Source organism: Pseudomonas sp. GD04015 (genome assembly GCF_029837675.1).
In the GTDB taxonomy this organism is placed as follows: Bacteria; Pseudomonadota; Gammaproteobacteria; order Pseudomonadales; family Pseudomonadaceae; genus Aquipseudomonas; species Aquipseudomonas paralcaligenes.
Genome location: NZ_JAOEEE010000007.1, coordinates 35,446 through 59,765, shown reverse-complemented (window position 1 = coordinate 59,765; position 24,320 = coordinate 35,446). Strand labels below are relative to the sequence as shown.

The following is a 24,320-nucleotide window of genomic DNA, read 5'->3' as shown; positions in this document are numbered from 1 at the left end:
ACGCGGAGTTCGCATGTCGCTGTCCGGCGGATTGATCGCCTTCGTCGCCCTGGCCTACATGGCCATCCTGTTCGCCATCGCCTTCTACGGCGACCGCCGCCGCACCCCGCTCAAACCACGCCTGCGCGCCTGGGTCTACAGCCTGTCGCTGGCCGTGTACTGCACCAGCTGGACCTTCTTCGGCGCGGTCGGCCAGGCCGCCGGGGAGCTGTGGTCGTTCCTGCCGATCTACCTCGGGCCGATCATCGTCCTGCTCTTCGCCCCCTGGGTGGTGGAAAAGATGGTGGCGATCAGCAAGCAGGAAAACATCACCTCCATCGCCGACTTCATCGCCGCGCGCTACGGCAAGTCGCAGAGCCTGGCCGTGGTGGTGGCGCTGATCTGCCTGGTCGGCGTGCTGCCCTACATCGCCCTGCAGCTCAAGGGCATCGTGCTCGGCGTCAACCTGCTGGTCGGCACGACGCCCAGCCCGACCCGCGGCCAGGACACGGCGCTGATCGTGTCGGTGATCCTCGCCCTGTTCACCATCCTGTTCGGCACCCGCAGCCTGGACGTCACCGAACACCACCGCGGCATGGTGCTGGCGATCGCCTTCGAGTCGCTGGTCAAGCTGCTCGCCTTCCTCGCCGTCGGCGTGTTCGTCACCTGGGGCCTGTTCGGCGGCTTCGGCGACCTGTTCACCCGCGCCAGCCAGGCGCCGGCCCTCGAAGGCTTCTGGTCGCAGACCTTCAGTTGGCCGGCGATGCTGGTGCAGACCGGCCTGGCGATGACCGCCATCATCTGCCTGCCGCGCCAGTTCCACGTCGCCGTGGTGGAGAACATCGAGGCCAGCGACCTGCGCCAGGCCCGCTGGGTATTCCCCATCTACCTGATCCTCGCCGCCCTGTTCGTGGTGCCCATCGCCCTGGCCGGGCAACTGCTGCTGTCGCCCGGCGTGCAGCCGGACTCCTTCGTGATCAGCCTGCCACTGGCCGAGGCGCACCCCGCGCTGGCCCTGCTGGCCTTCATCGGCGGCGCCTCGGCGGCCACCGGCATGGTCATCGTCGAGGCCGTGGCGCTGTCGACCATGGTCTGCAACGACATGCTGCTGCCGGCCCTGCTGCGCCGGCAGAACGCCGAGCGGCCGTTCGAGGCGTTCCGCCACTGGATGCTCAGCGCCCGGCGCGTGAGCATCGTGGTCATCCTGCTGCTGGCCTACGTCTGCTACCGCCTGCTCGGCACCAACGCCAGCCTGGCCACCATCGGCCAGCTGTCGTTCGCCGCCATCAGCCAGCTGGCGCCGGCGATGATCGGCGCGCTGATCTGGAAGCAGGCCAACCGTCGCGGCGTGTTCGCCGGCCTGGCCGCCGGCTGCACCTTGTGGTTCTACACCCTGGTCCTGCCGCTGGTGGCCGGCGGCCTGCGCTGGTCGCTGGACAGCTTCCCGCTGCTGCCGGAACTGCTCTACTACCCCATCGGCATCGAGGTGGACCCGCTGACCCGTGGCGTGGTGCTGTCGCTGACCGGCAACTGGCTGCTGTTCGCCTCGGTGTCCTGGTTCTCTCGCTCGCGGGTGTCCGAACACTGGCAGGCCGGCCGCTTCATCGGCCTGGACACCGGCGCCAAGCCCAGCGGGCGCAACCTGCTGGCAGTGCAGGTGGCCGACCTGATGGCGCTGGCCGCGCGCTTCGTCGGCGAGGAACGGGCGCGGCAGAGCTTCGTGCGCTTCTCCTACCAGCAGGACCGGCCGTTCAACCCCACGCAGAACGCCGACGCCGAGTGGATCGCCCACACCGAGCGCCTGCTGGCCGGCGTGCTCGGCGCCTCCAGCACTCGCGCCGTGGTGCGGGCCGCCATCGAAGGCCGGGAGATGCAGGTCGAGGACGTGGTGCGCATCGTCGACGAGGCCAGCGAGGTGCTGCAGTTCAACCGGGCGCTGCTGCAGGGGGCCATCGAGAACATCACCCAGGGCATCAGCGTGGTCGACCAGAACCTGCGCCTGGTGGCCTGGAACCACCGCTACCTGGAACTGTTCGAGTACCCGGAAGGGCTGATCGGCGTCGGCCGGCCGATCGCCGACATCATCCGCTACAACGCCGAACGCGGCCTGTGCGGCCCCGGCGACGTCGACGAGCACGTCGCCAAGCGCCTGTTCTGGATGCGCCAGGGCAAGGCCCACACCTCCGAGCGGCTGTTCCCCAACGGCCGGGTCATCGAACTGATCGGCAACCCCATGCCCGGCGGCGGCTTCGTCATGAGCTTCACCGACATCACCGCCTTCCGCCAGGCCGAGTCCGACCTCAAGGAAGTCAACGAGAGCCTCGAACAGCGCGTGCTCGAACGCACCCGCGAGCTGTCCCAGCTCAACGAGGAACTGGGCGAGGCCAAGGCCAACGCCGAATCCGCCAACCAGTCGAAGACCCGCTTCCTCGCCGCCGTCAGCCACGACCTGATGCAGCCGCTGAACGCCGCCCGGCTGTTCTCCGCCTCCCTCGCCCACCAGCAGGAAGCCCTGCCGCGGGAGGCGCAGGAACTGGTGCGCCATCTGGACAGCTCGCTGCGCTCGGCCGAGGACCTGATCACCGACCTGCTGGACATCTCACGCCTGGAAAGCGGGCGCATCACCCCGGAGCGCAGCCACTTCCCCCTCGGCCAGCTGTTCGACGCGCTGGGCGCGGAATTCAAGGTGCTGGCCCACGAACAGGGCGTGGACTTCCGCCTGGTACCGTGCCACCTGCGCATCGACAGCGACCCCAGGCTGCTGCGCCGGGTGCTGCAGAACTTCCTCACCAACGCCTTCCGCTACGCCCGCGGCCACGTGCTGCTCGGCGCCCGCCGCGACGGCGAGTGCCTGCGCCTGGAAGTGTGGGACCGCGGCCCGGGCATTCCCGAGGACAAGCGCAAGGTGATCTTCGAGGAGTTCAAGCGCCTGGACAGCCACCAGACCCGCGCCGAGAAGGGCCTGGGCCTTGGCCTGGCCATCGCCGACGGCCTGTGCCGGGTGCTGGGGCACCATCTGGAAGTGCGCTCCTGGCCCGGCAAGGGCAGCGTGTTCAGCGTGCGCGTGCCGCTGGTGCGCGGCCCCGCCTCGGCGGTGGCGCAACCGGGCGTCGAGACCCCGGCCCAGACCCTGGGCGGCGCCCAAGTGCTGTGCATCGACAACGAGGACAGCATCCTCGCCGGCATGCACAGCCTGCTGTCGCGCTGGGGCTGCCAGGTGTGGACAGCGCGCAACCGCCTGGAATGCGAACACCTGCTGGACGAGTCGGTGCGCCCGCAACTGGCGCTGGTCGACTACCACCTAGACGAGGGCGACACCGGCACCGAGCTGATGGCCTGGCTGCGCGCGCGCATGGGCCAGCCGCTGCCGGGCGTGGTGATCAGCGCCGATGCCCGACCGGAACTGGTCGCCGCGGTCCACGCCGCCGGCCTCGACTACCTGGCCAAGCCGGTCAAGCCGGCCGCCCTGCGCGCCCTGATCAGCCGCCACCTGCCCCTGAACTTACCGTAGGGCGGGTGAAACCCGCGAGCCTCGTGCTGCTCCCCTTCCTATATGGAGTGCAGGCTTCACCCGCCATACCAATCCAATAACAGGATAGATAGAAGCGGATTTTTGCGCTTTTTATCGCAACATAGTCGATAGATCATGCGTCCATCCCCGGCGGCGCATTCCAGCGCCGCCGGCAACGGAGTTTTCACCATGATCGAAGTACGCCCCTTCGCCACCCTCGGCCATGCCGACCACGGCTGGCTGAACGCCCGCCACCACTTCTCCTTCGCCGGCTACCACGACCCCGAGCGCGTCAACTGGGGCCGCCTGCGGGTATGGAACGACGACGAGATCGCCGCCGGCAGCGGCTTCCCGCCGCATCCGCACAATGACATGGAGATCATCACCTACGTCCGCGAAGGCGCCATCAGCCATCGCGACAATCTGGGCAACCAGGGCCGCACCGAGGCGGGCGACGTGCAGGTGATGAGCGCCGGCACCGGCATCGCCCACTCGGAGTACAACCGGGAGGACGTGACCGCGCGCATCTTCCAGATCTGGATCCTCCCCGACCAGCAGGGCGAGGCGCCGTCCTGGGGCGCCAGGCCTTTTCCCAAGGGTGAGCGCGCCGGCCGGTTCGTGGTCCTGGCCAGTGGCCGCGCCGGCGACGAGGACGCCCTGCGCATCCGCGCCGACGCCCGTCTCGCCGCCGCCACCCTGGCCGCCGGGCAGAGCGCCGAGTATCCGCTGGGCCACCTGCGCAAGGGCTACCTGGTGGCCGCCAGGGGTCGCATCGAGGTCAACGGCGTGACGGCCGAGGCGCGCGACGGCGTGGCCGTGGCCGACGAGGACCTGGTGCGCGTCACCGCCCTCGAGGACAGCGAGGTGATCCTGGTCGACGTGGCTTGATCCAGCGCAGCCGGAGGCGCTCCCGCCGGTCTAGAATGGCGGCACCCAGCCCTTGCGGACACCGCCATGCCCCCAGCCGCCGAACTCGCCCTGGACCTCGCCACCGCGCTCGCCGTCGGCCTGCTGATCGGTGCCGAGCGCGGCTGGCGCGCCCGCGACGGTGACGACGACCAGTTGATCGCCGGGGTCCGCACCTTCGGCCTGGTCGGCCTGCTCGGCGGGCTGGCCGCCCTGCTCGGCGAGCGCTTCGGCGTCGCCGCCTGGGTCGGCCTGCTGATGCTGGTCGGCGCACTGGTCCTGGCCGGCTACCTGAGCGAGGCGCTGCGCAGCGGCGACCTCGGCCTGACCAGCGAGATCGCGCTGATCCTCACCTTCGTCTTCGGCAGCCTGGTGTTCAGCCACGGCCGCGCGGTGGCCGCCGGCGGCGCCGTGGCAGTGGCCCTGCTGCTGAGCCTCAAGGAACCACTGCACCAGGGCCTGCGCCGGCTCTCGGCAGCGGAACTGTCCGGCGCGCTGAAACTGCTGTTCATCTCCCTGGTCCTGCTGCCGGTGCTGCCGGACCGGGGCTACGGCCCCTGGCAGGCCTTCAACCCCTACACCACCTGGTGGATGGTGGTGCTGATCGCCGCCATCGGCTTCGCCGCCTACATCGCCGTGCGCCTGGTTGGCACCCGCCACGGCCTGCTGGTCACGGCCCTGCTCGGCGGCATCGTCTCCTCCACCGCCATGACCATGACCCTGTCGCGCCTGCACGACAACCGCGCGCTGCACGCCCTGCTCGCCTGCGCCCTGCTGGCCACCTCGGCGCTGATGTTCCCGCGGGTGCTGCTGGAGGTCGGCCTGGTCAACCGCGCGCTGCTGCCGGAACTGGTCCTGCCGCTGTCGCTGGCGGCACTGGTGTACGCGGGCGGCGCGCTGGCCTGCTACCTGCGCGCCGGGCGCGAGGTCACCGAAGGCCTGGAGCCGCCGCTGAGGAACCCCTTCGAGCTGGGCCCGGCGCTGCGCTTCGGCGCCCTGCTGGTGCTGATCCTGTTCCTCATCGAGGGCGCACGGGAGACCTTTGGCAACGCCGGCATCTATGGCGTGTCGATCCTCTCCGGCCTGACCGACGTGGACGCCATCACCCTGTCACTGGCACGCAGCGCCCACAGCGACCTGGCGCCGGAACTGGCGGTGCGCGGCATCTACCTGGCGGCGCTGAGCAACAGCCTGGTCAAGGCACTGCTGATCGTGCTGATCGGCGGCCGCGCACTGGCCCTGCATACGGTACCGGTGATGCTGCTGGGCCTGCTGGTCGGCCTCGGCGCGCTACTGCTGTAGCGGCTGCTCGTCGGCGTCGGCCTCGTCGAGCAGCGACAGGCCGGAAGCGCGCTCGATCAGCTCGGGCGGCAGGCTCTTGCTGGCGCGGGCGCCGAGCAGCTTGAGAGTCTCAACCCGGTTGATCAGATTGCCGCGGCCCTCGCAGAGCTTGTTGCGCGCGGCGTCGTAGGCCTTGTCGAGCTGCTTGAGGCGGTTGCCCACCTCGTCCAGGTCGGCGATGAAGGCGACGAACTTGTCGTACAGCTGCCCGGCGCGCTCGGCGATGTCGCGGGCGTTCTGGCTCTGCCGCTCCTGGCGCCAGAGGCTGTCGATCACCCGCAGGGTCGCCAGCAGGGTGGTCGGGCTGACGATCACGATGTGCTGCTCGTAGGCCTCCTGGAACAGGCCGGGGTCGGCCTGCAGGGCGGCGGCGAAGGCAGCCTCGATGGGCACGAACAGCAGCACGAAGTCCAGGCTGTGCAGGCCCTCCAGGCGCTGGTAGTCCTTCACCGAGAGGCCGCGCAGGTGGCTGCGCAGGCTCACCACGTGTTGCTTCAGGGCATGGGCGCGGACCGCCTCGTCCTCGGCGGCGATCATCGCCTGGTAGGCGGTCAGGCTGACCTTGGCATCGACGACCACCTGCTTGTCGCCGGGCAGTTGGATCAGCACGTCCGGCTGGAAGCGCACGCCATCGGCGCCCTTGAGGCTGACCTGGGTCTGGTACTCGCGCCCCTTCTCCAGGCCGGCGTGCTCCAGCACCCGCTCCAGCACCAGCTCGCCCCAGTTGCCCTGGGTCTTCTGGCCGCGCAGCGCCTGGGTCAGATTGGTGGCCTCCTCGCCCAGGCGCTGGTTGAGCTGCTGCAGGCGCTCCAGTTCCTTGCCCAGGGAGAAGCGCTCGCGCGCCTCGTTCTGGTAGCTCTCCTCCACCCGCTTCTCGAAGGCCTGGATGCGCTCCTTGAGCGGGTCGAGCAACTGACCCAGGCGCTGCTGGCTGGTCTCGGCGAAGCGCTGCTCGCGCTCGTCGAAGATCTTCCCGGCCAGCTCGGCGAACTGCGCGCGCAGCTCATCGCGGGCGGCCTGCAGGTCGCTCAGGCGCTGCTGGTGGTTTTCCTGCTGCTCGCGCAGCTCGGCGGACAGGGCGGCGCGCTGGCTCTCCAGTTCGCGCAGCTGACTCTCCTTGCGCTCGCGCTCGACGCCCCACGCCTGCGCCGCCGCCTGGGCGGACTCGCGCTCGCGGCCTAGCAGCTCGCTTTCCCGGCGCAGGGCAGCCAACTCGGCCTGCTGGCGGGTGCTCTCCTGCTGCTGGCCACGCAGATCGTCGAGGGTGCCGTCGAGCTGGGCGCTCAGCCCCTCCTGGGCCAGGCGCGCCTGGCTCAGCCTTTCCTCCAGCAGTAGCCGCTCGGCGGCCTGCGCAGCCAGCCCGCGCTGCTGGCGCCAGAGCAGCAGCGCCAGCGGCACGGCGCCCAGCAAAAGGCCGAGCAGCAGGTTGGTCGGGTCGAGGGCGAAAGGAAGAGGCACGGGCGGGCTCGCTGTCGGTTCGGAATGCCCGGCAGTATACCCGCGCGGTCGTCAGGGGTTGAGGCGCTGCAGCAGGCGCGCGGCCTCTTGCGAGCCCTGGGCGGCGGCCAGTCCCAGCCAGTGACGCGCCTGCTGCGGCTGGCAGTGCAGACGCCCCAGTTCCAGCTGGGCACGCGCATCGCCGGCGCGCGCGGCCTGGCGCAGCAGTTCGAGGCCAATGCGACGATCACGGGCATTGCCGCAGTCGCGGCACAGCAACTGGCCGAGCCGGCTCTGGGCAGCCACCACGCCCTGGCGGGCCGGTTGCTTGAGCAGGCGGCCGGCGAAGTGCTTGATGCTGGAGTGATGCCCCAGTCGGGGACGATCCAGGAGCCAGAATGCCAGGCGAACCGGCAGGCGATTGCCAGAACCGGGCTGATGCTGAGCGGCAATTGAAACACGAGACTTCATGGAGGCAGGGGGCTGGCTTCGAGGCGCGCCACTCTACTCTCTTTTTTCGCCGGGTAAAGACTTGCCAAACACGCGGAAAAACGCTCTAGAACAATGACTCTAGAAATCCACAGAAGCTGTGGATAACTACGTGGACAAGTTGGTGGAAACCTTTCTCATCCCCCACTGTCCGTGGCTCTTCCTCAAACTGATGCTTTTTTCACCAATTAAAAATACCTTATTTTTCATATAGTTGAAAAATGATCACGAAGAATCAAGCAGTTACGAGATATTGTGACAGCAGTCTGACAAGGTGCATCATAGCTGTGCACAACCGCCAGCCTGGGTGCTGGCTTAGGGGGCGAGACGAGTCGAAGCGCCGGGGGAACGGGATATCGTTACCTGAAGCCGGTCTGGCGGAAGAAGTATGGCGTGGTCGCCGTCCTGAAAACCTCGTTCTGGTACAAGGCTGGAGGCGACTGGAGAAATACAGCTGAGGGGAATTGGTTGCGGGAGCCGGATTTGAACCGACGACCTTCGGGTTATGAGCCCGACGAGCTACCAGACTGCTCCATCCCGCGGCCGCCATTCTACTCACTGATAGAGTTCTGTCAATCGATTTTGTTGATTTGATCAGGAAATCAAATCGACAGAAAACAAAAAGGCCACTCCTTCGAGTGGCCTTTCAAATTGGTTGCGGGAGCCGGATTTGAACCGACGACCTTCGGGTTATGAGCCCGACGAGCTACCAGACTGCTCCATCCCGCGGCCGCCATTCTACTCAAAGAGGAAGGGCTGTCAACCTTTTACTCTGAAAAAATGTTTCTCCGTCAGATGTTTACAGCCGTGGGCTCATTCCGGAACGAACCTGCAGGCCGAAAACCCGGCGAACACCGGACATGGATTCTGGAAACCCGAACTCCAGCCTCTCCCAGATCGCACACAGCAAAAAGACCCCGAATATCGGGGTCTTTTTGCCAGCGCGCTCGCTACAGCTTGCTGCTGAAGTCGCGCACTTCCTGCTGGGCACGTTCCTTGGTCCAGCCGTAGCGCTCCTGCAGCTTCCCTTCCAGGTATTCGCTATGGCCCTCGACGATATCCAAGTCGTCGTTGGTCAGGTTGCCCCAGCGCTCCTGGATACGACCCGAGAGCTGCTTCCATTTGCCTTTGATGACATCGGAATTCATGAAATTGCCTCCAGATCACTGCCAGACCGGCAGCTCAGTAGGTTATTCGGTGGATTTCAGGCCATCGGCGGAAACGGCTTTCACGCCTTTGATGGTCTTGGCTTTTTCCACGGCCAGGTCACGCTCGGCATCGGTCGGCACCACACCGGAGAGCGATACCACGCCCTGGTTGGTCTCTACCTTGATGTCGAGGCCGCTGATGCTGTCATCGGCCAGGAAGCTGGCTTTCACCTTGCTGGTGATCCAGGTGTCGGTGACCGCCTCTTCCGCGTCATTGACGGTCTCATTGGCCGCCAGCTGCAGCGGCTGCGGCGCAGCGGGTTCTTCTGCAAAGGCGGCGTTGCCCAGCGGCAGGCCCATGGCGGCGGCAGTAACAGCGGCAAGAGTCCACTTGTTGAACGACTTTTTCATGGCGATCCACTCCTGATTGCTTCTTCTGAAGTATTCGCAGCCAACTCCTGGCTGCGCTTGCACAAGGGATATCGCAAGCGCTGTGCCAGCCTGATCTTAAAATTTTTCCCTTATTTATCAGTCAGTTAAAAAATACATGCGCTCAATCTGGCATGCAAAATGCCGCAAGCGGCCAAATCGGCCGTGCAGATTGCAAGGATCGGTGCCGTGCCATTGCGGCTCTGATGCCAAGCGGACTCCCAGAAACGAAAAAAGGGCCCCGTAGGGCCCTTTTCTCGCTGCGAGCTTAAGGCTTAAACGCCGGAAGCCTCGGCGGCGGCAACGTCCTTGATCGACAGCTTGATGCGGCCGCGGTTGTCCACGTCCAGCACCAGAACCTTCACTTCCTGGCCTTCCTGCAGCACGTCGGTGACTTTCTCGACGCGCTGATCGCTCAGCATCGAGATATGCACCAGGCCGTCCTTGCCCGGCAGGATGTTGACGAAGGCGCCGAAGTCGACGATGCGCTCGACGCGGCCGACGTAGATCTTGCCGATCTCGGCCTCGGCGGTGATCGCCAGCACGCGCTGCTTGGCAGCCTCGGCCGCTTCCTTGGTCTCGCCGAAGATCTTGATCGAACCGTCGTCCTCGATGTCGATGGAGGCCTTGGTCTCTTCGCAGATACCACGGATGGTGGCGCCACCCTTGCCGATGACGTCGCGGATCTTGTCCTGGTCGATCTTCATCGCCAGCATGGTCGGGGCGTTGGCCGACAGCTCGGTACGCGACTGGGCGATGACCTTGTTCATCTGGCCGAGGATGTTCAGGCGCGCTTCCAGGGCCTGATTCAGGGCGATCTCCATGATCTCTTCGGTGATGCCCTGGATCTTGATGTCCATCTGCAGCGCGGTCACACCGTTGGCGGTACCGGCAACCTTGAAGTCCATGTCGCCCAGGTGGTCTTCGTCACCGAGGATGTCGGTCAGTACGGCGAACTTGTCACCTTCCTTGACCAGGCCCATGGCGATACCGGCAACCGGCGCCTTCATCGGCACACCAGCGTCCATCAGGGCCAGGGAAGCGCCGCAGACCGAAGCCATGGAGGACGAGCCGTTGGACTCGGTGATTTCCGAGACGATACGGATGGTGTACGGGAACTCGTCGGCAGCCGGCAGCATGGCGGCTACGCCACGACGGGCCAGACGACCGTGGCCGATCTCGCGGCGGCCAGTGGCACCCATGCGACCACACTCGCCGACCGAGTATGGCGGGAAGTTGTAGTGCAGCATGAAGGGGTCTTTCTTCTCGCCCTCCAGGGTGTCGAGCAGCTGCGCGTCGCGGGCGGTGCCGAGGGTGGCAACCACCAGGGCCTGGGTTTCGCCACGGGTGAACAGGGCCGAGCCGTGGGTCTTGTCGAGCACGCCAACTTCGATGTTCAGGCCACGTACGGTGCGGGTGTCGCGACCGTCGATACGCGGCTTGCCGTTGACGATGTTCTCGCGCACGGTGCGGTATTCGATCAGGCCGAAGGCGTCTTTGACTTCGCCGGAGGACGGCTGGCCTTCTTCGCCGGAGAACTTGGCGACGACTTGGTCGCGCAGCTCGTCGAGACGGCTGTAGCGGTCCTGCTTGATGGTGATGGTGTAGGCCTGGGAGATGGCCTCGCCGAACTCGGCCTTGATGGCGCTGAGCAGAGCGGTGTTCTCGGCCGGGGCGGTCCAGTTCCAGCGCGGCTTGCCGGTTTCGGCAGCCAGTTCGCCAACGGCCTTGATCACGGCCTGGAACTCGTCATGGGCGAACAGCACGGCGCCCAGCATCTGGTCTTCGGTCAGCTCTTTGGCTTCGGATTCAACCATCAGCACAGCGTCCTTGGTACCGGCCACGACCATGTCCAGGCTGGAAGCCTTGAGCTGCTCGTAGGTCGGGTTCAGCAGGTAGCCGGTTTCCGGGTGGAAGGCCACGCGCGCGGCGCCGATCGGGCCGTCGAACGGGATGCCGGAGATGGCCAGGGCGGCCGAGGTGCCGATCATCGCGGCGATGTCCGGGTCGGTCTTCTTGCTGGTGGAGACCACGGTGCAGATGACCTGCACTTCGTTGAGGAAGCCTTCCGGGAACAGCGGGCGGATCGGACGGTCGATCAGGCGCGAGGTCAGGGTCTCTTTCTCGGAAGGACGCGCTTCACGCTTGAAGAAGCCGCCAGGGATCTTGCCGGCAGCGTAGGTCTTTTCCTGGTAGTGCACGGACAGCGGGAAGAAGCCCTTGCCCGGATCGGCTTGCTTGGCGCCAACCACGGTGCACAGCACGCTGACATCGTTGTCCACGGTAACCAGAACGGCACCGGAGGCCTGACGGGCGATGCGCCCGGTTTCGAGGGTGACGGTCGACTGACCGAACTGGAACTTTTTAATAACCGGAGTCACGGTATTTTCCTTCTCTTTGTTGCCTTGGGGGAAACTGCTGCAACAGGGGTCTACTGCCCCTGAAACCTGTTCAGAACTCGGCTCGTCGGAACCGGTTTTTGAACGGGTTTCAAATTCCGCTCTGTAGAAAGCCAGAAGCTGGAAGGCCGAAGCCACGGGCCGGTATCAACCGACCTGCGACTCCGAGCTTCCAGCTTCTCACTTCAGGTGTACGTCTTAGCGACGCAGACCCAGGCGACCGATGAGGGCGCTGTAACGACTGGTGTCCTTACCCTTCAGGTAGTCCAGCAGCTTGCGGCGCTGGTTGACCATGCGGATCAGGCCACGACGCGAGTGGTGGTCTTTGCCGTTGGCCTTGAAGTGGTCCTGCAGCTTGTTGATGTTGGCGGTCAGCAGGGCAACCTGCACTTCCGGAGAACCGGTATCGCCTTCAGCTTGCTTGTAGTCGTTAACGATCTGGGCTTTTTCTTCAACGCTCAGTGCCATGGTAATGGGCTCCTAGAGTGAACAGGCCGGGAGCGACTCCCGTGTTTTAAATGGAGGTATGACCGCGCCTGTTGACAGCCACCCTCTTGGCCGCGCCCGAACGAATTCGCCCGCGGTTCCGGTCATTCGACCGAATCAGTTGCCCAAGACCAGAGCCCGGGACTTTCCAACGGCATCAGGTGCCGGTGTAGATCAATCGCTTCGGCGCGATGCGCCCGTCTTCGCTCACTTCACCGATGCCGATGAAGCGACCGTTGTGATCCTGCACCCGGACCATGCCGAACTTCGGCGCTTCCGGGGCGCGTACCGGCTGGCCATGCAGCCAGTAGTACGAGCTGTGCTCGCTGAACTGCAGCAGTGGCCAGTGTTCCAGGCCACTGTCCGACGGCAGCAGGAAGCGATCCAGCGCCTCGTTGCCGCCTTCGGCGTGCACGCGCTCCAGTTCTTCCAGCGTCACCGTCTGTGCCAGGTCGAACGGCCCGGCCTGGGTGCGACGCAGCTCGGCGACATGGGCGCCACAGCCCAGCTCGCGACCCAGATCCTCCACCAGGGTACGGATATAGGTGCCCTTGCTGCAGGCAACGGAGAGACGCAGCTGCGCATTCTCCAGTCCCAGCAAATCCAGGCGCGCGATAGTAACAGATCGCGCCTCGCGCTCCACTACTTCGCCGGCCCGTGCCAGCTTGTACAGCGGCTGGCCGTCCTTCTTCAGGGCCGAATACATCGGCGGTATCTGCTTGATTTCACCACGGAAACGCGGCAGCTGCGCCTCCACGGCGTCCCGACCGACGGTCACCTCGCGGCGTTCGAGCACCTCACCCTCGGCATCGCCGGTGGTGGTGGTGACGCCCAGCTGGGCCACGGTCTCGTAGCCCTTGTCGGCATCCAGCAGGTACTGGGAGAACTTGGTGGCCTCGCCGAAGCACAGCGGCAGCACGCCGGTGGCCAGCGGATCGAGGCTGCCGGTGTGCCCGGCCTTCTCGGCATTGAGCAAACAGCGCACCTTCTGCAGGGCCTGGTTGGAACTCATGCCGCGCGGCTTGTCGAGGACCAGGATGCCGCTGACATTGCGGCGGATACGTTTTACCTGGGCCACGCTCAATCGTCCTGGTGCTTGCTGTCTTCGGAAACCGCACGCTCGATCAGCGCCGACAGATGGGCGCCGCGCGAGATACTCTCGTCGTAATGGAAATGCAGCTGCGGCACGCTGCGCAGCTTCATCGCCTTGCCCAGCAGCATGCGCAGGTAGCCGGCGGCATCGTTGAGCACTTCCAGGTTGAGCTTGATCTTGTCGGAGTCGTTCTCGCCCATCAGGGTGACGAACACCTTGGCGTGGCCGACATCACGGCTGACATCGACGGCGGTGATGGTGACGAAGCCCAGGCGCGGGTCCTTGACCTCGCGCGGGATCAACTGCGCCAGCTCGCGTTGCATCTGATCGCCGATGCGCTGGGTGCGGCTATATTCTTTGGCCATTTTTCCTACCTCTCCCACCGACACGGCCAGCGGGCTCAAAAGCGGCAAACGCCCGGCCGCGCTGATGCGGGGCCGGGCGTCCGGTGTTGCGGGCCGTCCCTTACAGGGTACGAGCCACCTGGACCTTCTCGAACACTTCGATCTTGTCCCCGACCTTGACGTCGTTGTAGCTCTTCACGCCGATACCGCACTCCATGCCGTTACGCACTTCGGCGACGTCGTCCTTGAAGCGACGCAGCGACTCCAGCTCGCCCTCGAAGATCACCACGTCGTCGCGCAGTACGCGGATCGGACGGTTGCGGTGAACGGTACCCTCGATGACCATGCAGCCGGCGACCGCGCCGAACTTCGGCGAACGGAACACGTCACGCACTTCGGCGGTGCCCAGGATGTTCTCGCGAACATCGCTGCCGAGCATGCCGGTCAAGGCTTTCTTGACGTCTTCGATGATGTCGTAGATCACGTTGTAGTAACGCATGTCCAGGCCTTCGGCCTCGACGATCTTGCGCGCGCCGGCATCGGCACGCACGTTGAAGCCGAAAAGCACCGCGTTGGAGGCCAGCGCCAGGTTGGCATCGGATTCGGTGATACCACCGACGCCGCCACCGACCACGCGCACCTGCACTTCGTCGTTGCCCAGGCCGCTGAGCGAGCCCTGCAGCGCTTCCAGGGAGCCACGGACGTCGGATTTGAGGACGATGTTGAGCGTCTTCTTCTCTTCCTGGCCCATGTTCTCGAAGATGTTTTCCAGCTTGCCGGCGTGAGCGCGGGCCAGCTTCACTTCGCGGAACTTGCCCTGACGGAACAGGGCCACTTCGCGGGCCTTCTTCTCGTCGGCCACCACGGTCACCTCGTCACCGGCATCCGGTGTGCCGTCCAGGCCGAGGATCTCGACCGGGATGGACGGACCGGCTTCCTTGATGGCCTTGCCGTTCTCGTCGAGCATGGCGCGCACGCGGCCATAGTTGACGCCGACCAGGACCATGTCGCCCTGACGCAGGGTACCGTCCTGGACCAGCACGGTGGCCACCGGGCCACGGCCCTTGTCCAGGCGCGACTCGACCACGACACCACGACCCGGGGCCGACGGAGTAGCGGTGAGTTCGAGCACTTCGGCCTGCAGCAGCACGGCCTCCAGCAACTCATCGATACCGGTACCGGCCTTCGCCGAGACACCCACGAACGGCGCGTCGCCGCCCCAATCTTCCGGAATCACATCCAGAGCGGCCAGGCCGTTCTTGATGTTGTCCGGGTTGGCTTCCGGCTTGTCCATCTTGTTCACCGCGACCACGATCGGCACGCCAGCCGCTTTCGCGTGCTGCACGGCTTCCTGGGTCTGCGGCATGACGCCGTCGTCGGCCGCCACCACCAGAATCACGATGTCGGTCGCCTGGGCTCCACGAGCACGCATCTGGGTAAATGCGGCGTGACCGGGGGTATCGAGGAAGGTGACCATGCCGCGGTCGGTTTCCACGTGGTAGGCACCGATGTGCTGGGTGATGCCGCCGGCTTCGCCCGCCGCCACCTTGGCACGACGGATGTAGTCGAGCAGGGAAGTCTTGCCATGGTCGACGTGGCCCATCACGGTCACGACCGGCGCACGGGAGAAGGCCTCGCCTTCGAACTTCAGCGATTCGGCCAGCTGCTCTTCGAGCGCATTCTCGCTGACCAGCTTGACCTTGTGGCCCATTTCCTCGGCGACCAGCTGCGCGGTCTCGCGGTCCAGGACCTGGTTGATGGTCACCGGGGAGCCCATCTTGAACATGAACTTGACCACTTCGGCGCCCTTGACCGACATCTGGGCAGCCAGGTCGCCAACGGTAATGGTCTCGCCGATCGCTACTTCACGCACAATAGGTCCTGTCGGGCTCTGGAACCCGTGCTGATTACGCTTCTTCGGCTTCATGCGACCGCCGCGACGACGATAGTCGTCGACTTCTTCGTCGGTGCTGCGCGGAGCGACGCGAGGAGTCGGGGCCTTGTCCTTGAGAGTCGGGCGATGCTGGGCATGCTTGCGATCGCGACGTTCGTCGTCGTCACTGCGTGCCGGCTTCTCTTTCTCTTTCTCGACGCGGCGAGGCTCTTCCTTCTTGGCGGCGGCAGGAGCGGCTTCGGCAGCCACGGCTGCGCCCGGGGACGCTTCCGCCGCGGGAGCAACGGATGCCAGGGCAGCGGCGTCCTGCTGCTTGCGGGCTTCGACCTCGGCCTGCTTGCGGGCCTCTTCCTCGGCCTTCAGACGGGCAGCCTCTTCGGCGGCACGCTGCTCTTCCAGCTCGCGCTGCTTCTCGGCCTCGATCTCGGCCGGGCTGCGCTTGACGTAGGTCTTCTTCTTGCGCACTTCCACACTGATGGTCTTGCTACCGGCAACCTTCAGGGTAGTGGTGGTCTTGCGCTGCAGAGTGATCTTGCGAGGCTCTTCCAGCTTTTCGCCGTGGCTACCCTTGAGGTGAGCCAGCAGGGCCTGCTTCTCGTTGTCGGTTACCACCTGTTCGGCGCTGGTGTGGGGCAAACCTGCCTCGCGCATCTGCTGCAGCAGGCGCTCCACTGGCGTATCGACCACTTGGGCCAGTTCTTTCACCGTGACTTGCGTCATGCATTTCTCTCCTCAGGCCGCTACCGCTTTACTCGAACCAGTGGGCTCGAGCGGCCATGATCAGCTTGCCGGCACGCTCTTCATCCATGCCGTCGATGTCGAGCAGGTCGTCGATGGACTGCTCGGCCAGGTCTTCGCGATTCACCACGCCACGAACCGCCAGCTCCTGGGCCAGGGTCTTGTCCATGCCATCCAGGGACAGCAGGTCTTCGGCGGGCTGGGCATCAGCCAGCTTCTCTTCGGTGGCGATGGCCTTGGTCAGCAGACGGTCCTTGGCGCGGGCGCGCAGCTCGTTGACGATGTCCTCGTCGAAACCGTCGATGCTGAGCATCTCTTCCATCGGCACGTAGGCGATTTCTTCCAGACTGGTGAAACCTTCCTCGACCAGCACCTGGGCCAGTTCTTCATCCACATCCAGCTCGTCGATGAAGTTCTGCAGGATGTCACCGGTCTCGGCCTGCTGCTTGGCCTGGATGTCGGCCTCGGTCATCACGTTCAGCGTCCAGCCGGTCAGCTGGCTGGCCAGGCGCACGTTCTGGCCGCCGCGACCGATGGCCTGGGCGAGATTGTCCTCGGCCACGGCGATGTCCATGGCATGCGTATCTTCATCGACGATGATCGCGGCCACTTCGGCCGGTGCCATCGCGTTGATCACGAACTGGGCGACGTTCTCGTCCCACAGCACGATGTCCACGCGCTCACCACCGATCTCGCCGGAGACGGCCTGGACACGCGAACCGCGCATGCCGATGCAGGCGCCCTGCGGGTCGATGCGCTTGTCCTTGGAACGCACGGCGATCTTGGCGCGCGATCCCGGATCGCGGGAGGCGGCCATCACTTCGATCAGGCCCTCGGCGATTTCCGGCACTTCGATGGTGAACAGCTCGATCAGCATCTGCGGCGCGGTGCGCGACAGGATCAGCTGCGGACCACGGTTCTCGGTGCGGATTTCCTTGAGCAGGGCACGCATGCGGGCACCGACGCGGAAGGTCTCGCGCGGGATGATGTCTTCGCGGGCCAGCAGCGCTTCGGCGTTGTTGCCGAGGTCGACGATCACGCTGTCGCGGGTGACCTTCTTCACGGTGCCGGAGATGATTTCGCCCACGCGTTCGCGATAGGCGTCGACCACCTGGGCCCGCTCGGCCTCGCGTACCTTCTGCACGATGACCTGCTTCGCAGTCTGCGCGGCGATACGGCCGAACTCGATGGACTCGACCGGCTCCTCGACGAAATCGCCGAGCTTGGCACCGGGCTCGCGTGCCTGGGCCTCTTCAACAGTCAGCTGGGCTGCCGGGTTTTCCAGATCCTCCTCGGCAACCACCTCCCAACGACGGAAAGTCTCGTAGTTGCCGGTCTGGCGATTGATCGCCACACGCAGCTCGACTTCATCGTCGAAGCGTTTCTTCGTCGCAGTCGCCAGAGCCAGCTCCAGCGCCTCGAAAATTACAGCGGCCGGCACACCCTTTTCATTGGAGACCGACTCTACAACCAGCAGTACTTCTTTACTCATCGTACGCCTCGCCTTTCGCAATCCATTGGATCCGCGGGATCCGCGTCTCAGTCAAAACGGGGAATAATGTTGGCCTTGTCGATCAGATCGATCGGCAACAGGAATTCGTGGTCATCCACCAGCACCACCACGTCCTGCTCCTCCACACCACGGAGGAGGCCTTGGAAATTGCGTCGCCCCTCGAAGGGCGAGCGCAGCTTGATCTTCACCTGCTCGCCGACATGCCCGGCGAACTGCTCGAGGGTGAACAGCGGCCGGTCCATGCCGGGCGACGACACCTCGAGGGTGTACTCGCTGCTGATCGGATCCTCGACATCCAGCACGGCACTGACCTGGCGGCTGACCGCCTCGCAGTCGTCGATCAGGATGCCGTTGGCATGATCGATATAGACGCGCAGGAGGGAATGCCTCCCCTGGGAGATGAATTCGATTCCCCAGCATTGGTAGCCGAGAGACTCGACCACCGGGGCCAACATGGCCTGCAACTGTTCCAGCTTGCTCGACACCCGAAGCCCTCCGCGCATGCCGTAGAAATAAAAAATGGGCGAAACGCCCATCCATCGAGCCACCCGAACCGGATGGCGGACTGTCAGCTAGCAAAAAGCCCCTGATAAGGGGCTTTTTTACTACTGGCACGGTGCCGGTGAACCAGCATCGATCAGAGAGCCCGAAAAGCTGTCGGACCGTCACCCCGCGCCAAAGCTGGGCCAAGAGTATACGGGCCTTGAGCACTAGGGTCAACCGAACCCCTGGAAACGACGAGGCCCGCAGAACCTGCGGGCCTCACCGAAATATGGTACCGAGGAGGGGACTCGAACCCCTACAGCCTATGGCCACTACCACCTCAAGGTAGCGTGTCTACCAATTCCACCACCTCGGCAAAGAGGGTATTACTGCTGCTCTGGAACCTGAGGTACGTCAGCCTTGTCGGCTGCCGGTTTTTGTTCTTCGAGCACTGGAACATCTTCTACCGCCGGCTTCTCCTGCTGCACTTCCAGAACCGCCGGATCCGGCAGACCAGCCTGCGTCAGATTATCAGCTTTTTCTTTAGCAAAGTAGGCTAAACCCAAGCTGGTAATGAAAAAAACCGCAGCGAGTATAGCAGTAAAGCGACTCATAAAGGTAGCGGAACCTTGGCTGCCGAATACGGTGCCCGAGGCGCCAGCGCCGAAGGAGGCTCCAGCATCCGCGCCCTTGCCCTGCTGCAGCAACACCAGGCCGACGACACCGATGGCGCCCAACAGATGTACGACGATTACGACTGTTTCCAGCATTTATCAGTTTCCTGCGGCACGACAGATCGCGCCAAACTCATCTGCGTTCAAGGAGGCCCCACCAATGAGCCCCCCGTCGATATCCGGCATGCCGAACAACTCGGCAGCATTGGCGGCCTTGACACTGCCGCCATACAGAATTCTTACGCCACGCGCCACTTCGGCATTCTCCGCCGCCAGTTGAGCGCGGATGGCTGCATGTACTTCCTGGGCCTGCTGCGACGAAGCGGTCAGACCGGTACCGATGGCCCAGACCGGCTCGTAAGCCACCACAGCCCGAGCGAAGGCACCTACGCCCAGCTCTTCGATCACACTGCCCAACTGGGCAGCGACCACTTCGAGCGTCTTGCCGGCCTGACGCTGCTCCAGCGACTCACCGATGCACAGCACCGGAACCAGGCCACAGGACTGAGCCGCGGCGAACTTGCGGCTAATCTGCTCGTCACGCTCGCCAAGGATCAGGCGACGCTCCGAATGCCCGACCAGCACCATGCTGCAACCCGCATCGGCCAACTGGCTCGGCGCGATCTCGCCGGTCAGCGCACCCTGCATGGGCTCGACCGCGCTATTCTGCGCGCCCACCGTAATGGCCTTGCCTTCCAACCCGGTCAGGACCTGAGTGATGTACAGACAGGGCGGCATCACCGCCACCTCGACACCACTCGGCAACGCCAGTTGACGAAGGCCCTTGATCAGCTCTGCGACGCTGGCGCGGGTACCGTGCATTTTCCAGTTACCAGCTACCAGGGGGCGACGCATGCCAGACCTCGTCGTTCAAAGTGGGCGCAGATGTTACCCAAGAGCTTATGCACTAGCAAGCCGAATCAGGCACAGACTTCGGCGACGACCTTGGCCAGTTCCTCGGCGTAGCCACGGACCTGCGCCTCGTCGTCGCCCTCCACCATCACCCTCACCAGAGGCTCGGTGCCGGACTTGCGCAGCAGCACGCGACCGCGCCCCGCCATACGCTCGGTGACATGCGAGCAGGCATCCTGCACGGCTACGTGACTCACCGGATCGACGTCACCGCTGAAGCGCACATTGATCAGCACCTGCGGGCACTTGCGCAGCGCCAGGCGCGCCTCGGCCAGGGTCTTGTCCGAGCGCTTGAGCGCCATCAACACCTGCAGCGCGGCGATGATCGCATCGCCGGTGGTGGTGTGCTGGCAGCAGACCAGATGCCCGGAATTCTCACCACCAAGCTGCCAGCCACGCCCCTGCAGCTCGGCCATCACATAGCGGTCGCCGACCTTGGCACGCACGAAGGGAATACCCAGCTCGCCGAGCGCCAGCTCCAGCCCCAGGTTGCTCATCAGTGTGCCGACCACGCCGCCCTGGAGCTTGCCGCGCTCGTGCAGATCACGGGCGATGATGTACAGCAGTTCATCACCATCGACCACGGCGCCAGTGTGGTCGACCATCAGCACCCGGTCGCCATCACCGTCGAAGGCGATTCCCAGGTCGGCCTGCTGGGCCAGCACCTCGGCCTGCAACGCCTCGACATGGGTCGAGCCGCAGGCGTCGTTGATGTTCAGGCCATTGGGTTGGGCGGAGATCACCGAAACCTGCGCGCCCAGCTCGCGGAACACGCTGGGCGCCACCTTGTAGGTCGCGCCATGTGCGCAATCGAGCACCACCTTGATGCCGGCGAAACTGGTGTGGTTGGGCACGCTGGACTTGCAGAACTCGATGTAGCGGCCAGCCGCGTCGTTGATGCGGGTGACCTTGCCGAGCTGCTCCGACTCGACCACGGTCATCGGCTGGTCGAGCAGCTCCTCAATCATCAGCTCGATCTCGTCCGGCAGCTTGGTGCCGAGCCCCGAGAAGAACTTGAAGCCGTTGTCATGGTGCGGATTGTGCGAAGCGCTGATGACGATGCCCGCCTCCGCCTGGAAGGTTCGGGTGAGGTAGGCGATGGCCGGCGTCGGCATGGGGCCGAGCAACATCACGTCGGCGCCTGCGGCCAGCAGGCCGGATTCGAGCGCGGACTCGAACAGGTAGCCGGAAATCCGGGTGTCCTTGCCGATCAGGATGCGGCACTTGCCCTGCTTCCTGAACGCCATCCCGGCAGCCCAGCCCAGCTTGAGGATGAACTCCGGAGTGATGGGGAACTGGCCGACATGGCCGCGGATACCATCGGTACCGAAATACTTTCTGCTCATGATCACTCCAACTACTTATTCTGCTGCCTGCACTGCGGCGATCATACGCACCGCATCAACGGTTTCCGCGACGTCGTGGACGCGCAGGATACAGGCGCCATTTGCCACCGCCAGGGCCGCCAGGGCGATGCCGCCGTACAGGCGCTCATGCACCTCACGCCCCAAGGCCTGACCGATCATGCTCTTGCGCGACACGCCGACCAGCAACGGCCGACCAAGCGCGCGCACCACGTCCAGATGCTTGAACAGGCTCAGGTTGTGATCGAGAGTCTTGGCGAAACCGAATCCGGGATCAAGAACGATCCGCTCGCGCGCGACACCAGCCTCGACACAGGCAGCCATGCGCTGCTCGAGAAAGGCGCATACCTCGCCCACCACGTCGTCGTAGCGAGGGTCCTGCTGCATGGTCCCAGGCTCGCCGAGCATGTGCATCAGGCAAACCGGCAGACCAGTGTCGGCCGCCGCCTCGAGAGCACCGTCACGACGCAGGGCGCGCACGTCATTGATCAGCCCCGCTCCCAGCCGAGCGCCCTCGCGCATGACGGCGGGCGTCGAGGTATCCAGGGAAATGACCACGTCCAGCTCCGCGGCGAGCGCCTCGACCACCGGCGCGACACGCTCCAGCTCTTCGACCGGAGAAACAAGCCGAGCACCGGGGCGGGTGGACTCCCCCCCGACATCGATCAGCGTCGCGCCGGCCGCGACCATCCGCTCGGCATGGCGCAAGGCTGCGTCACGCGCAGCGAAACGGCCGCCGTCGGAGAAGGAATCGGGAGTGACGTTGAGAATGCCCATGACATGGGACACGGAAAGGTCGAGAACCCGACTGCCACAGGACAGTCGGGTCGGGTACTGCGCAACGGTCATCGGTGAACCTTAGTGTTCGCCCGCCGGACCGCCGATCGGAGTTTCGGGACGCTCGACCTGCTCCTTCGGCGTCGGGGTGCCGGAGCCACCCTGCCAGTCGCGCGGCTCGCGAGGCGCACGCCCAGACATGATGTCGTCGATCTGCTCGGAGTCGATAGTCTCGTACTTCATCAGCGCGTCGGCCATCATGTCCAGCTTGTCGCGGTTCTCTTCCAGCAGGCGCTTCGCCGTGGAGTAGCTCTCGTCGATGATCCGGCGCACTTCCTGGTCGATCTGCTTGGCGGTCTCGCCGGACACGTTGGTGTGCTGACTGCCGGCGCTGCGACCGAGGAACACCTCGCCCTCCTCCTCCGCGTACATCAGCGGACCGAGTTTCTCGGACAGGCCCCACTTGGTCACCATATTCCGGGCGATCTGGGTAGCGCGCATGATGTCGTTGGACGCACCGGTGGTGACACCATCGAAGCCCAGGGTCATCTCCTCGGCGATGCGACCGCCGAACAGCGAGCAGATCTGACTTTCCAGAGCACGCTTGGACAGGCTGTAGCGATCTTCCTCTGGCAGGAACATCGTCACGCCCAAGGCGCGACCGCGCGGAATGATCGACACCTTGTAGACCGGGTCATGCTCCGGCACCAGGCGACCGACGATGGCATGACCGGCCTCGTGGTAGGCGGTATTGAGCTTCTCCTTCTCGGACATGACCATGGACTTGCGCTCGGCGCCCATCATGATCTTGTCCTTGGCCAGCTCGAATTCCTTCATTTCCACCAGGCGCTTGCTGGCGCGGGCGGCGAACAGAGACGCCTCGTTGACCAGGTTGGCAAGATCGGCACCGGAGAAGCCCGGAGTGCCGCGGGCAATGACCGCGGGCTCGACGTTGTCGCCTACCGGCACCTTGCGCATATGCACCTTCAGGATCTGCTCGCGACCGCGGATATCCGGCAGACCGACCACTACCTGGCGGTCGAAGCGGCCGGGACGCAGCAGGGCCGGGTCCAGCACGTCCGGACGGTTGGTGGCGGCGATGACGATGATGCCGTCATTCATCTCGAAACCGTCCATCTCCACCAGCAACTGGTTGAGGGTCTGCTCGCGCTCGTCGTGACCGCCACCCAGGCCGGCGCCACGATGGCGACCGACGGCGTCGATCTCGTCAATGAAGATGATGCAGGGAGCGTGCTTCTTGGCCTGCTCGAACATGTCACGCACACGGCTGGCGCCGACACCGACGAACATCTCGACGAAGTCGGAACCGGAAATGGTGAAGAACGGCACCTTGGCCTCGCCAGCGATGGCCTTGGCCAGCAACGTCTTGCCGGTGCCGGGCGGGCCAACCATCAGCACGCCGCGCGGGATGCGACCGCCCAGGCGCTGGAACTTGCCCGGGTCACGCAGGAACTCGACCAGCTCGCCGACTTCTTCCTTGGCCTCGTCGCAGCCAGCGACATCGGCCAGCGTGGTCTTGACCTGGTCTTCGGAGAGCAGGCGCGCCTTGGACTTGCCGAAGCTCATCGGACCACCGCGGCCACCGCCACCGCCCTGCATCTGGCGCATGAAGAACATGAACACGGCGATGATCACCAGGATCGGGAAGCTGGCCACCAGCAGCTGGGTCCAGATGCTCTGGCGCTCCGGCTGCTTGCCGACGATCTCGACGTTGTTGTCGATCAGGTCCTTGATCAGACCGCGGTCTTCGATGGCCGGGCGGACGGTCTCGAAGGTGGTGCCGTCGAGATTCTTGCCGCTGATGATGTAGCCATCGACAGTGACTTGCCTGACCTTGCCTTCCTGGACCTGCTGGATGAATTCGGAGTAGTTCAGCTTGCCGGCTTCGCTGGGGCTGGAGAAGTTGTTCATCACCGTGACCAGGACGGCTGCGATGATCAGCCACAGGATCAGGTTCTTTGCCATGTCGTTCAATTCGCTACCCTCTGAAGCGAGCCCCGTCCTGAAACGCGCTCCGCATGACGGCTGGTGGATTTACCAACCTAACTTACTACACAACCCCTGCTCCGGGGCAGGAACCGTCTGTAACCCTTTATGAGACCTCGATCATCGGACCGGGCCTCGTCCCCGCCAGTTCAAGTCTAGGCGCCGCGATAGCCACGGGCCAGCAGGCACTGCTCGCGTCGGCCGTACTCACACCACTCATATGGGGGCCACGCGGGAAAACACAAGGCCCACCGGATTGCCGCCGATCGCCTTACAAGCGGCACCAGCGAAGTCGCCCTGGCCCGGGAGTCTGCACGCCTCCAGGATGTTCTCTTTCAGCCGGCACGGGCTAGTCTTGGAACGGGTCACCGAGGCCCTCACCCGAATAGAAACGGG

Annotated in this window: 19 protein-coding genes and 3 tRNA genes; 3 read left to right on the top strand and 19 right to left on the bottom strand. The window is 64.8% G+C overall.

Annotated elements, in window-relative coordinates; all coding sequences use genetic code 11:
- The first annotated feature begins 13 nt into the window (after positions 1-13).
- From N7640_RS08095 to N7640_RS08085, 3 genes are all read left to right on the top strand, one after another.
- On the top strand, positions 14-3,490 hold the full coding sequence (locus N7640_RS08095; protein ID WP_279903406.1) for a PAS domain-containing hybrid sensor histidine kinase/response regulator: 3,477 nt from the start codon (positions 14-16) through the stop codon (positions 3,488-3,490).
- 189 nt (positions 3,491-3,679) lie between these two features.
- Complete coding sequence (locus N7640_RS08090) at positions 3,680-4,378, top strand: pirin-like bicupin family protein (protein WP_279903405.1); 699 nt, start codon at positions 3,680-3,682, stop codon at positions 4,376-4,378.
- 66 nt (positions 4,379-4,444) lie between these two features.
- Complete coding sequence (locus tag N7640_RS08085) at positions 4,445-5,698, top strand: MgtC/SapB family protein (RefSeq protein ID WP_279903403.1); 1,254 nt, start codon at positions 4,445-4,447, stop codon at positions 5,696-5,698.
- Here N7640_RS08085 and rmuC read toward each other — a convergent pair.
- The 19 genes from rmuC to ftsH all read right to left on the bottom strand — a co-directional run bounded on the left by rmuC (position 5,687) and on the right by ftsH (position 23,903).
- Positions 5,687-7,069 carry a DNA recombination protein RmuC gene (rmuC, locus tag N7640_RS08080; protein WP_279903626.1) on the bottom strand — a complete coding sequence of 461 codons (1,383 nt, stop codon included), beginning with the start codon at positions 7,067-7,069 and terminating at the stop codon, positions 5,687-5,689. The two genes, N7640_RS08085 and rmuC, sit on opposite strands and share 12 nt — an antisense overlap.
- Before the next feature lie 177 nt (positions 7,070-7,246).
- Positions 7,247-7,645, bottom strand: coding sequence for a sel1 repeat family protein (locus tag N7640_RS08075; protein WP_220811094.1), 399 nt, complete (start codon positions 7,643-7,645; stop codon positions 7,247-7,249).
- A 483-nt stretch (positions 7,646-8,128) separates the two neighbouring features.
- Positions 8,129-8,205, bottom strand: a tRNA-Met gene (locus N7640_RS08070).
- Positions 8,206-8,315: 110 nt separating this feature from the next.
- Positions 8,316-8,392: transfer RNA gene (locus tag N7640_RS08065), tRNA-Met, on the bottom strand.
- A gap of 221 nt (positions 8,393-8,613) precedes the next feature.
- On the bottom strand, positions 8,614-8,811 hold the full coding sequence (locus N7640_RS08060; RefSeq protein ID WP_043308795.1) for a CsbD family protein: 198 nt from the start codon (positions 8,809-8,811) through the stop codon (positions 8,614-8,616).
- A 42-nt stretch (positions 8,812-8,853) separates the two neighbouring features.
- On the bottom strand, positions 8,854-9,222 hold the full coding sequence (locus N7640_RS08055; RefSeq protein WP_220811095.1) for a BON domain-containing protein: 369 nt from the start codon (positions 9,220-9,222) through the stop codon (positions 8,854-8,856).
- 293 nt (positions 9,223-9,515) lie between these two features.
- Positions 9,516-11,621 (bottom strand): polyribonucleotide nucleotidyltransferase, encoded by a 2,106-nt coding sequence (gene pnp / locus N7640_RS08050; protein WP_279903401.1) that lies wholly within the window; start codon positions 11,619-11,621, stop codon positions 9,516-9,518.
- A 216-nt stretch (positions 11,622-11,837) separates the two neighbouring features.
- A complete protein-coding gene (gene rpsO / locus N7640_RS08045; RefSeq protein ID WP_021700421.1) occupies positions 11,838-12,107 on the bottom strand; it encodes a 30S ribosomal protein S15 in 270 nt (89 codons plus the stop codon).
- Positions 12,108-12,282: 175 nt separating this feature from the next.
- Positions 12,283-13,203: a tRNA pseudouridine(55) synthase TruB gene (gene truB / locus N7640_RS08040; protein ID WP_279903400.1), complete on the bottom strand. Its 921-nt coding sequence runs from the start codon at positions 13,201-13,203 to the stop codon at positions 12,283-12,285.
- A 2-nt stretch (positions 13,204-13,205) separates the two neighbouring features.
- Entirely contained in the window at positions 13,206-13,583 is a 378-nt protein-coding gene (gene rbfA / locus N7640_RS08035; RefSeq protein ID WP_279903399.1) for a 30S ribosome-binding factor RbfA, read from the bottom strand.
- Positions 13,584-13,683: 100 nt separating this feature from the next.
- Positions 13,684-16,176, bottom strand: a complete 2,493-nt coding sequence (gene infB, locus N7640_RS08030) for a translation initiation factor IF-2 (RefSeq protein ID WP_220811099.1) — start codon at positions 16,174-16,176, stop codon at positions 13,684-13,686.
- Positions 16,177-16,204: 28 nt separating this feature from the next.
- Positions 16,205-17,686 carry a transcription termination factor NusA gene (gene nusA / locus N7640_RS08025; RefSeq protein ID WP_279903394.1) on the bottom strand — a complete coding sequence of 494 codons (1,482 nt, stop codon included), beginning with the start codon at positions 17,684-17,686 and terminating at the stop codon, positions 16,205-16,207.
- A 47-nt stretch (positions 17,687-17,733) separates the two neighbouring features.
- Positions 17,734-18,192, bottom strand: a complete 459-nt coding sequence (gene rimP, locus N7640_RS08020) for a ribosome maturation factor RimP (protein ID WP_279903625.1) — start codon at positions 18,190-18,192, stop codon at positions 17,734-17,736.
- Between the two features lie 288 nt (positions 18,193-18,480).
- A tRNA-Leu gene (locus N7640_RS08015) sits at positions 18,481-18,566 on the bottom strand.
- A 10-nt stretch (positions 18,567-18,576) separates the two neighbouring features.
- On the bottom strand, positions 18,577-18,960 hold the full coding sequence (gene secG, locus N7640_RS08010; protein WP_220811101.1) for a preprotein translocase subunit SecG: 384 nt from the start codon (positions 18,958-18,960) through the stop codon (positions 18,577-18,579).
- A gap of 3 nt (positions 18,961-18,963) precedes the next feature.
- Entirely contained in the window at positions 18,964-19,719 is a 756-nt protein-coding gene (gene tpiA, locus N7640_RS08005; RefSeq protein ID WP_279903391.1) for a triose-phosphate isomerase, read from the bottom strand.
- 65 nt (positions 19,720-19,784) lie between these two features.
- Entirely contained in the window at positions 19,785-21,122 is a 1,338-nt protein-coding gene (gene glmM, locus N7640_RS08000; RefSeq protein ID WP_220811103.1) for a phosphoglucosamine mutase, read from the bottom strand.
- A gap of 15 nt (positions 21,123-21,137) precedes the next feature.
- Positions 21,138-21,989, bottom strand: coding sequence for a dihydropteroate synthase (folP, locus tag N7640_RS07995; protein WP_279903389.1), 852 nt, complete (start codon positions 21,987-21,989; stop codon positions 21,138-21,140).
- A 9-nt stretch (positions 21,990-21,998) separates the two neighbouring features.
- Positions 21,999-23,903: an ATP-dependent zinc metalloprotease FtsH gene (gene ftsH / locus N7640_RS07990; protein ID WP_220811105.1), complete on the bottom strand. Its 1,905-nt coding sequence runs from the start codon at positions 23,901-23,903 to the stop codon at positions 21,999-22,001.
- Positions 23,904-24,320: the final 417 nt, after the last annotated feature.

Excerpts from the sequence above, each read along its gene's own strand:
- N7640_RS08095 (WP_279903406.1), top strand. The coding sequence starts at position 14 with ATGTCGCTGTCCGGCGGATTGATCGCCTTCGTCGCCCTGGCCTACATG.
- N7640_RS08090 (WP_279903405.1), top strand. The coding sequence starts at position 3,680 with ATGATCGAAGTACGCCCCTTCGCCACCCTCGGCCATGCCGACCACGGC.
- N7640_RS08085 (WP_279903403.1), top strand. The coding sequence starts at position 4,445 with ATGCCCCCAGCCGCCGAACTCGCCCTGGACCTCGCCACCGCGCTCGCC.
- N7640_RS08075 (WP_220811094.1), bottom strand. The coding sequence starts at position 7,645 with ATGAAGTCTCGTGTTTCAATTGCCGCTCAGCATCAGCCCGGTTCTGGC.
- N7640_RS08060 (WP_043308795.1), bottom strand. The coding sequence starts at position 8,811 with ATGAATTCCGATGTCATCAAAGGCAAATGGAAGCAGCTCTCGGGTCGT.
- N7640_RS08055 (WP_220811095.1), bottom strand. The coding sequence starts at position 9,222 with ATGAAAAAGTCGTTCAACAAGTGGACTCTTGCCGCTGTTACTGCCGCC.
- rpsO (WP_021700421.1), bottom strand. The coding sequence starts at position 12,107 with ATGGCACTGAGCGTTGAAGAAAAAGCCCAGATCGTTAACGACTACAAG.
- rbfA (WP_279903399.1), bottom strand. The coding sequence starts at position 13,583 with ATGGCCAAAGAATATAGCCGCACCCAGCGCATCGGCGATCAGATGCAA.
- infB (WP_220811099.1), bottom strand. The coding sequence starts at position 16,176 with ATGACGCAAGTCACGGTGAAAGAACTGGCCCAAGTGGTCGATACGCCA.
- nusA (WP_279903394.1), bottom strand. The coding sequence starts at position 17,686 with ATGAGTAAAGAAGTACTGCTGGTTGTAGAGTCGGTCTCCAATGAAAAG.
- secG (WP_220811101.1), bottom strand. The coding sequence starts at position 18,960 with ATGCTGGAAACAGTCGTAATCGTCGTACATCTGTTGGGCGCCATCGGT.
- tpiA (WP_279903391.1), bottom strand. The coding sequence starts at position 19,719 with ATGCGTCGCCCCCTGGTAGCTGGTAACTGGAAAATGCACGGTACCCGC.
- glmM (WP_220811103.1), bottom strand. The coding sequence starts at position 21,122 with ATGAGCAGAAAGTATTTCGGTACCGATGGTATCCGCGGCCATGTCGGC.
- folP (WP_279903389.1), bottom strand. The coding sequence starts at position 21,989 with ATGACCGTTGCGCAGTACCCGACCCGACTGTCCTGTGGCAGTCGGGTT.
- ftsH (WP_220811105.1), bottom strand. The coding sequence starts at position 23,903 with ATGGCAAAGAACCTGATCCTGTGGCTGATCATCGCAGCCGTCCTGGTC.